The organism is Mesorhizobium sp. M7A.F.Ca.US.006.04.2.1 (genome assembly GCF_004022915.1).
GTDB lineage: Bacteria > Pseudomonadota > Alphaproteobacteria > Rhizobiales > Rhizobiaceae > Mesorhizobium > Mesorhizobium ciceri.
In genome coordinates, this window is sequence record NZ_RZQA01000188.1 from 1 (window position 1) to 8,476 (window position 8,476).

An 8,476-nucleotide genomic window follows, 5' to 3' on the forward strand; every position below is an offset into this window, starting at 1 on the left:
CAATAGATCGGCCCTGTTTGGTAGTCGACTTTCGTGCCGCCAAGCGTGACGTGCTTGCCATTGCTCTCCATCGTCAGTTGCTGGAGATAGGCGGGAAAACGCTTCAGATATTGCTCGTAGGGAAGCACCGCGACCGTCTGCGCTTCGAAGAAATTGTTGTACCAGACCGCGAGCAGACCCATCAGAGCCGGCAGGTTCTGATCGAACCGTGCAGTGCGAAAATGCTGGTCCATGTCATGGAAGCCCGACAGCATCGCCTGGAAATTTTCCGCCCCGACGGCGAGCATGGTGGATAGGCCTATCGCCGAATCCATTGAATAGCGGCCGCCGTCCCAATCCCACATGCCGAACATCTGTTCGGTGTCGATGCCGAATTTGGCGACCCCTTCGGTATTGGTCGAGACGGCGACGAAATGCCGGGCCACCGCCCGCTCGTCGCCCAGCTTGCGCAGCACCCATTGACGGGCCGTATGGGCGTTGGTCAGCGTTTCCAACGTTTTGAACGTCTTCGAGCAGATGATGAACAGCGTTTCTTCAGGATTCAGATCTCGCGTCGCTTCCGCGAAATCGGTACCGTCGATGTTCGAGATGAAGCGGAAAATCATGTCGCGCCGGCTGTAGTGGCGCAGCGCTTCATAGGCCATGACCGGCCCGAGGTCAGAGCCGCCGATGCCGATATTGATGACGTTGCGGATCGGCAGGCCTGAATGGCCGCGCCATGCGCCGCTGTGGATCTTGTTCGTGAAATCAGCCATCTTGCCGAGCACCGCGTGCACTTCCGGCACGACGTCGATACCGTCAACTAAAATTCGCTCGCCAATTGGTGCGCGCAGCGCCGTGTGAAGCACAGCACGCTGCTCGGTCACATTGATCTTCTGACCGCTGAACATCGCTTCGATGCGCTCACGCAACCCGGAGGCCTCGGCAAGTTCAATGAGAAGCTGGACCGTCTCAGGCGTGATGCGGTTTTTCGAATAGTCGAGATAAAGTCCGCAGGCGTCGACGGTGAACTGCGTGCCACGTCCGGGATCATCCGCGAAGAGCTGTCGCAGATGCAAAGGGCGCACTTCCTGACAATGCGCCAGCAACGCCTGCCATGCTGAAAGCTCCGTGAGCGGCAATGTCCTGGCCGCAAGAAGCGCGCTCATCATCTGCCGGCCGAACCGTGGCGATGTAACTGCTCGCTCTTCAAGGCAATCACCGCCATCAGATCGGCCCATGATTTGGTGAAGGATTGCGCGCCTTCCAACTGGAGCTGCGCGGCAAGCGCCTGAATGTCGACGCCGGCTTTTGCGAAATCGCCAAGCACGGTTTCGCTGTCGCCGCCATCCTCCCGCATGATGCCGCGCAACACACCCTCTTTCGAAAACGCATGGAGTGTCTTCTCTGGAATGGTGTTGATGGTAGCAGGCGCGGCGAGCGCTTCGATATAATAGGATTGCGGAAGCTGCGGATCCTTGGTGCCGGTGCTCGCCCATAGCAGACGCTGGGAAAGTGCGCCGGCATCGGCCAGCTTGCGCCATCCGGAAGAGGCAAGCCGCTCCCGGTAGGCTTTATAGACTTGCCCGGATATGGCGATACCGAGACGGTTCCGCAGCGCGGGGTTAACCTTATCCATGACCGCCTTGTCCCAGCGGCTGACGAAGATTGAGGCGACAGAGGCGATCTTCGGGTCGAGCCCGGCGTCAATCCGTCGCTGAATGCCTCGGCAATACGCGTCGGCCGCCGCCACATACTGCTCGCACGAAAACAGCAGGGTGACATTCACCGGCACGCCGGCGAAGATCGATTCCTCTATGGCCTCGACACCTGCGGGCGTGCCCGGAATCTTGATGAACAGGTTGGAACACTCCGCCTGCCCATGCAACCGCTTGGCGGCTTCGACAGTGGCGCCGGCATCGTTAGCCAGCAAAGGCGACACTTCCAGGGAAACCCAGCCATCGATGCCGCCCGTCACTTCGTGGACCGGACCAAAAAGTGCTGCGGCTTGCTTCAAATCTTCCAGCGCCAATTCGAAGAATAGCTGCTCGCCCGCTTTGCCTTCTCTGGCTTTTCGACGTAGGGCCTCGTCGTAAGCGGCACTGTTACGAATGGCTTCATCGAAAATTGTGGGGTTCGATGTCAATCCGGTCACCGAAAATTCGGTGCAATAGCGCTGAAGGGTGCCACTGCTCAACAGATCGCGGGTGATGTTGTCCAACCAAAGGCTCTGGCCGAGTTCGTGCAATCGGGTTGTTGCGTTCATTGTGACCTCGCTAGTGGCGGGAAATGGTCCATCCCGGCATTGTCTATTGGTTCGCACAATCGACCAACATGTGCGCTTCCCGCGCTGCGTCGATGAACGCATTTCTTGCGACGTCGGCGGGAACATTGCCGTTCAAGGCCTGTCGGCACGCCGGTTTCGCAGATCGGTGCTTGTCGCTTCTTTCACTGCGCCAATGACCGTTGAGCAGGTCAAAAGCTTGCCGAGTGTTCATAAGGTTTCGGATGTCGCCGCTTATGGCGGTGGCGACAGAAAGTGGCTTGGAAGACCAATACATGGGACAGGCCTCGGATTGGCTGAACCCACGCAACGCGCTTCCTCGGGGGAAGTTTCATCAACCGGCATCACCCTTGCGTGAAACCAGGGTGTGTGAGTATGGCGCCGAAATGAAAAACCCACCTTGGCGGCGGGTCGCGGGCGCAAATCAGCACTATGCCCGTATTAGCAGCACAGTTGCCGGGTCACTAAGCAACCGGGTCGTGCACCGGGGGTCGGTCGCAGCCTTGCCTGTACAGCTTCGGTGAACAGGGGCAGCCGGTCAGCCGATCATCATCTCGCTCACCGACGTACAGGCTTAGGAACGTTTCCGCCAGGCTGGACGGAGCTTCGGCCATATCTTCGCATAGTGCAGTTGCAGGACTGAATCCCAGCAAATCCGCTCCAAGTTGCCGGCTTCGACAGTAGGCCTTGCGATCAATTCTTTGCAGTGGCGAACGGGAGGCGCCCCGACTGTCACATTTCGACGCAGCAGCCGCTGGACAACTCCTTTGGCTGTCTCCGTCGAAAGGCTTATCAGGGTATATTTGGTGGTCTGGTTCGAGGTTGACGGCCAGACAGAAGAGCGGTTTCGAATCCTTGTATCGACACCGACGCCAATTTCTATAGCTTGATCACGGCTTTGAATCGAGGCGTGATCTCTGTGGCGGCTGCTGCAGCATATGAAGTGATTCTCACCAGCTTGGCATCGGGAGAGACGAGTAATGGATTTTGATCCTGTATTCCTGTCGCGACTGCAATTTGCCTGGGTGATCGGCTGGCACATCCTGCTGCCGGCTATTACTGTAGGATTGGCCGCGTTCATCGCGATGCTGGAAGGCCTCAATTTCTTCACCGGAAGGGACATCTATCTCCGCATCTCGACGTTCTGGATCAAAATATTCTCGATTGCTTTCGGCATGGGCGTCGTCACAGGCGTTGTCATGCCTTTCCAGTTCGGCACGAACTGGAGCCGCTTTTCCGACGCGACCGCCAATGTCCTTTCACCGCTTTTCGCCTATGAGGGCCTGACGGCGTTCTTCCTGGAGGCGGCCTTCCTTGGCGTCCTTCTGTTCGGACGGCAGTTGGTGCCACGCTGGGCGCATTTTGTCGCGGCACTGATGGTGGCACTGGGAACTTTGCTTTCTTCCTTCTGGATCCTGTCGGCAAATAGCTGGATGCAGACGCCGGCCGGCTACGAGATCATCGACGGCCGGTTCTTCCCGACCGACTGGTTCAAGGTGGTCTTCAATCCTTCCTTTCCCTACCGGTTGGCGCACACCGTCGTCGCCTTCTTCGTCACGACCGGCTTCGTCGTCATGGGCGTCGGCGCCTATCTGATGCGTCGGGGGAGGTCGGCCGCGGAAGGGCGAACGATGCTGTCGATGACGCTCTGGCTGCTTACAGTGCTGGTCCCACTCCAGATTTTCATCGGCGACCAGCATGGTCTGAACACGCTTGAGCACCAGCCGGCAAAGCTCGCTGCAATCGAAGCGCGTTGGGAAACCGCGCGGCAGGTGCCGTTGACGCTTTTCGCTATTCCGGACGACAAGGGCGAGCGCAACCTCTTTGCCATCGACCTTCCATGGCTCGGCAGCCTCATCCTTACCCATGAGTTTGATGGCGAGGTCATCGGCCTCAAGGACTTTCCGGCCGATCAGCGTCCGCCCGTCGCGATCCCATTCTTCGCCTTCCGCATCATGGTCGGCTGCGGCCTGCTGATGCTCGGCCTCGTCCTCTTTGGCGGATGGCTTCGCTGGCGCGGCCGGCTGGACACTTCGCGGGCTTTTCTCACGCTCACTCAGATCGCGGCGCCCATCGGCTTCGTGGCAGTTATCGCCGGTTGGATCACCACCGAGGTCGGACGCCAGCCCTGGACGGTCTACGGCCTTCTACGAACGGCGGAATCGGTGACACCGTCGCTGACGAGGTCCGATGTTGTGATCTCGCTGCTTGGCTACATCGCCGTCTATCTCATCATCTATCCTGCGGGCCTCTTCCTGATGCTGCGCATCGTGCGCAAAGGCCCATCCATCGTCGCCGATGAGGGCGCTGAGATCGAAGGGGGCAGGCCAGAGGCGCCGGTCCGAGCCGGAGCGGTCGAACTTCGAGAGGGGGAAGTGCGATGAGCCAGGTTCTCGATTTCGTACCGATATGGACGCTGATCCTCGGCATGGCGGTGTTCTTCTACGTGCTTCTGGACGGCTTCGACCTTGGCGTCGGCATGCTTTACGGCTTCGCGCCCGACACGGCGTCCCGCAACACGATCATGAATTCGATCGCTCCGATCTGGGACGGCAACGAGACCTGGCTGGTGCTGGGCGGCCTGGGGCTTCTTGCGGCGTTTCCGCTTGCCTTCGCCATCATCATTCCCGCGGTGTATTTTCCCATCCTCGTCATGCTGCTGGCGCTGGTGTTCCGTGGCGTGGCGTTCGAGTTCCGCTTCCGCGATGCCGAGCACAAGACCTTCTGGGACCACGGTTTCTGCTATGGCTCGGCCGTGGCCACCTTTGCTCAAGGGGTCGTGCTCGGCGCCTTCATTCAGGGTTTCGAGGTCACTGGCAGGCAGTTCTCCGGAGGGTCTTTCGACTTTCTGACGCCGTTCTCGCTTTTGACCGGCTTTGCCCTTCTGTTCGGCTATGGGCTTTTGGGCGCCGGCTGGCTGATCTTAAAGACAAACGGAGCGGTACAGGAAACAGCGCGTCGGCACGGCCGCGTGTGCCTTGTTGGCGTCCTCATCGGTATCGGCTTGGTCAGCATCTGGACCCCATTCATGAGCGAGGCCATCGCCTCGCGCTGGTTTGCCTGGCCCAATGTTCTATATTTGGCCCCGGTGCCCGTAGCGACCGCGGCGGTGGCATTCTTCACGTGGCGGGTGCTGGACAGCGCAAGTGAGATAAAGCCCTTCATCGGCGCCATCGGCCTTTTCATGCTCTCTTACGTCGGTATCGCGATCAGCCTCTTTCCGATGATTGTTCCTTATCATTTCACGCTTTGGGAATCAGCTTCGTCCGAGCGCACCCAGGCTTTCCTCCTTGTTGGCACGCTGGTGCTGCTGCCGGTGATCCTGATGTACACCGGCTGGTCCTACTGGGTGTTTCGCGGCAAGGTCCGTACAGATGTCGGATATCATTGATTTCGTTGTGCGGATCCACTCAGCCGCTTGGTGGCTCGCTGGCAGCTCAAATGAGACTGTGAGCTGCGGTGTGGCGAAATCCGTTGACGTCACCTAAAGTCCGCAACCTGTCGCTACGAACCAACAGCGCAGGTACCCGCTCTTCCGATGTTCGCTTCATCGCGTCGTGAACCCTGCAGCAGTTGAATCCAGCAGCTTGTCCTAAATGTGCTGGTGTCCGACTTTGACTGAGCAGATACTGTTTGGGGGCGGCAATATGGGAGTGCCTGATGACCACGCACAAAGTCGGCTATCTGATTGGTAGCCTCGCCACGGCATCGATCAATCGCAAGCTTGCAAAAGCACTAGTGCAGCTTGCTCCACCAGAGCTTGAAATGTCGGAGATTTCCTTCAAGGATTTGCCGCTCTACAGCTACGACTACGATGCTGACTTTCCACCTGTCGCGCGCGCTTTCAAAGACTCTATCGCCGCGGTGGAGGCAGTCCTTTTCATAACGCCCGAGTATAACCGCTCGATCCCAGGTGGGTTGAAGAACGCAATCGACTGGGCCAGCCGCCCTTATGGCAAGAACTCGTTCGCCCGCAAGCCCTCAGCTGTCATTGGGACCTCGCCCGGAACCATAGGGACCGCCGTGGCCCAGCAAAGCCTGCGAAGCGTGCTTAGCTTCTGCAACTCCCCGCAGATGAACGCTCCGGAAGCCTACATTCAGTTCACGCCGGGCCTGATCACGGACGGCGGCGAAGTCACAGTCGAATCCACGCAGGAGTTCTTGCTCAACTACATGGCCGAGTTCCATATGTTCATCGCACGGGTCCTTCAGGTGCTTCCCAAGGATGCCTGATGTTGTCACGGAGCCCCTAGACGGCTTCGATCCGGAGGGGAGGGGGCCTGCTTGCTGCCTTTTGCAACACCGCATTGGATCCGGGCGTGATCGCTATCGGGATTTCGGCCTGACAGACCCCCCTCTGTTAATGGTCGTCTTGTCGCTTATGAAAAGGACCAGGGATGGCTGGTGTGGATAATCAGCCGTGGCGGCTTGCCCATTGGGCCAGCCGGCGCGCACTCTCACAGCTATGGTGGCGGAGCATGTAGAATCGGCCTTGTTTGAACAGTCACTCGGCAACATCGAGGGCCTCAATCGACCGTTCTATGATCGTGTGGCTGACGCCGCGGAAAAAACCGATGGGTCGGTTCTGTTCGATTTTCGCGTCGACGGCGATACCTACGTTCAGTAGATAGCTGCCATGGCGTAGCCGGCACAGCTATAATCGTGATGGGGAAGAACGGACAACTTAGATGCGCATCGGTAAACGGGGACACCGCTCCTTTGGTGGCAGAATTGGCTGACTGGAATGCGTTTCCGCTGAGTGAGCAAGCAAAGGTTGATCACCGCGGAACAGCCAGCATCCTGCTAGCGAAGCTCCGTAGTTCCGGTCACTTCGGCCGGGCGTTCCTAAGCGAGAGTTAGGCGGCATTAGCCACCTTCCTAACGCTCGCGGCCGCTTCTTCAATGTCGTCATCCGAGACCCGCGACGGCCGCCAAGGCAAAATTGCCGATCATCTCACCCGGCTCGACTTCGTCGTGTTCGATGAACTCGGCTATCTCTCCTCCGCCCAATCCGGTGGCCAATTGCGTCTTTAACGCCAGCGACCAGAACGCCGCCTATTCGGCGGGCGCTGGTCTCCTACACTCGCTCGCCTGCGCGCACGGCCACGCGGTTGGCGCCTTTCGGTCGCATTGTCGTGCCGCAGTCAACTCAATGCGTGGCCAGCCAATCCATAAACCCACGGCCCGTTTTCTTCCCGGTTCAGGAATCGGCGCCCTTTGGACATGGTCGTAACGGTCTCGGCGATGCCAAGGCCGCACTGGTCGAGAAACGCGGCAAACATGCCTTCTTTCTCCCGCGTATCGACTCGGACGAAGCGTCCTGCAAGATTTCTCAGATGGATGGCTGTGAGATGGACCGCGTCCAGATCGCTGCGCGCGACCATCGGGCCGATCACGTAGCCACGCCCGAATTCGCGACACATGGAATAGCCGACGATCTCGCCGCCACGGCTCAAAGTGCAGATAGAGGCATTCGCTGAAAGCAATGCGAGCAGGCTGGCGCGGTCTGTCCCAAACGCTCGTCTGTCGAGCCCCATGATCTCCTTTAGCCTGTCGCTCGGCAGCGCCTGCAATTCCCCGTCCAAGGCCGGCAGGGCAGGGAGTGCAGGCGGAATCTCTCCTTGGTGCATGAATACGATTCCTTCGGTCGTGAAACCGAGTGAGACATAGAGGGGATAGGCGGCATGGGTGGCGTTGAGCGCCAAATTGCGATCGCCACACTGCTCGAGCACCTGGTCCATGAGCCATCGACCGCCGCCTTGCGCTTGTGTGCGGGGCGTTGTGATCACTACGCCGATGGTGGCGAAATCGTCCCCTTGCGGAAACCACATCGCGCTGCCGAAAACGCGCCCGATGCCGTCTACGGCAACGATGCCGCGGCCCGCGCGGCGCAGAGTGTCCCAGTCCTTCGGCCGATGCGGCCAGCGAACCGAGATCGAGAGCGCGTGGAGCAGATTGACATCGACTTCGTCGATGTCCCGCGCGACCAGTTCGAAAGACTTCAGGCGCACTGATCTCTGCATTTCAGTCGACCTGCTCCCTTTTTCCAAGTCCCACGGTCGCGACCCGTCCTCGCTGACGTGCCGCAGCCGTCTTTTGCCTCATGATTGCACCCGAAAGCCAGCAGGTTTCGCTGGTTCCGGGCCAATATTCGAAATCTTCGGCCAAAGCATACCTTCATTCGGCACGGAATGCTCTCGCCTGCTGCCACAC

8 protein-coding genes and 1 pseudogene are annotated in these 8,476 nt (G+C 59.1%); 5 read left to right on the plus strand and 4 right to left on the minus strand.

All coding sequences use genetic code 11. The features are described from left to right. The 3 genes from pgi to EN925_RS12605 form a co-directional block, all read right to left on the minus strand. Positions 1-1,058 (minus strand): glucose-6-phosphate isomerase (gene pgi, locus EN925_RS12595; protein ID WP_245487220.1); only part of this gene is annotated, 1,058 nt, incomplete at its 3' end. Positions 1,059-1,147: 89 nt separating this feature from the next. Further along, positions 1,148-2,245, minus strand: coding sequence for a transaldolase (tal, locus tag EN925_RS12600; protein ID WP_064994320.1), 1,098 nt, complete (start codon positions 2,243-2,245; stop codon positions 1,148-1,150). 43 nt (positions 2,246-2,288) lie between these two features. Beyond that, entirely contained in the window at positions 2,289-2,540 is a 252-nt protein-coding gene (locus EN925_RS12605; RefSeq protein ID WP_127368533.1) for a DUF982 domain-containing protein, read from the minus strand. A gap of 703 nt (positions 2,541-3,243) precedes the next feature. Between EN925_RS12605 and EN925_RS12610 the strand changes: the two genes are divergently transcribed. From EN925_RS12610 to EN925_RS12630, 5 genes and pseudogenes are all read left to right on the plus strand, one after another. Beyond that, positions 3,244-4,647, plus strand: a complete 1,404-nt coding sequence (locus EN925_RS12610) for a cytochrome ubiquinol oxidase subunit I (RefSeq protein WP_127368534.1) — start codon at positions 3,244-3,246, stop codon at positions 4,645-4,647. Beyond that, a complete protein-coding gene (gene cydB / locus EN925_RS12615; RefSeq protein WP_127366896.1) occupies positions 4,644-5,654 on the plus strand; it encodes a cytochrome d ubiquinol oxidase subunit II in 1,011 nt (336 codons plus the stop codon). The genes EN925_RS12610 and cydB overlap by 4 nt, the downstream gene beginning before the upstream one ends. Positions 5,655-5,923: 269 nt before the next feature. Beyond that, positions 5,924-6,496 carry an NADPH-dependent FMN reductase gene (locus EN925_RS12620; RefSeq protein ID WP_064994348.1) on the plus strand — a complete coding sequence of 191 codons (573 nt, stop codon included), beginning with the start codon at positions 5,924-5,926 and terminating at the stop codon, positions 6,494-6,496. A gap of 259 nt (positions 6,497-6,755) precedes the next feature. Then, the gene (locus EN925_RS41475) at positions 6,756-6,890 is read left to right on the plus strand and encodes a hypothetical protein (protein WP_280953742.1); all 135 of its coding nucleotides are present in this window, start codon (positions 6,756-6,758) and stop codon (positions 6,888-6,890) included. 284 nt (positions 6,891-7,174) lie between these two features. Continuing rightward, a pseudogene (locus tag EN925_RS12630) lies at positions 7,175-7,288 on the plus strand (IS21-like element helper ATPase IstB); the annotation flags it as partial. Between the two features lie 119 nt (positions 7,289-7,407). Here the strand turns inward: EN925_RS12630 and EN925_RS12635 are convergent. Continuing rightward, positions 7,408-8,286, minus strand: a complete 879-nt coding sequence (locus tag EN925_RS12635; protein ID WP_064994322.1) for a GNAT family N-acetyltransferase — start codon at positions 8,284-8,286, stop codon at positions 7,408-7,410. Between the last annotated feature and the right edge of the window lie 190 nt (positions 8,287-8,476).